Source organism: Xenorhabdus littoralis, from assembly GCF_033949345.1.
Classification (GTDB): domain Bacteria; phylum Pseudomonadota; class Gammaproteobacteria; order Enterobacterales; family Enterobacteriaceae; genus Xenorhabdus; species Xenorhabdus littoralis.
Genome location: NZ_VCDP01000278.1, coordinates 1 through 316, shown reverse-complemented (window position 1 = coordinate 316; position 316 = coordinate 1). Strand labels below are relative to the sequence as shown.

Genomic DNA, 316 nt, shown 5'->3' with positions numbered 1-316 from the left:
TACAGGATAGGCGGGAGCCATTGAAACCGGAGCGCTAGCTTCGGTGGAGGCGCTGGTGGGATACCGCCCTGACTGTATTGAAATTCTAACCTACGGGTCTTATCGACCCGGGAGACAGTGTCAGGTGGGCAGTTTGACTGGGGCGGTCGCCTCCTAAAGTGTAACGGAGGCGCCCAAAGGTTCCCTCAGAATGGTTGGAAATCATTCGTAGAGTGCAAAGGCATAAGGGAGCTTGACTGCGAGACCTACAAGTCGAGCAGGGACGAAAGTCGGGCTTAGTGATCCGGTGGTTCCGCATGGAAGGGCCATCGCTCAA

At 56.0% G+C, this 316-nt stretch carries 1 rRNA gene; it reads left to right on the top strand.

Going from position 1 to position 316, the window contains the following annotated elements:
* Window positions 1-316 (top strand): 23S ribosomal RNA (locus tag FE394_RS19600); the annotation flags it as partial.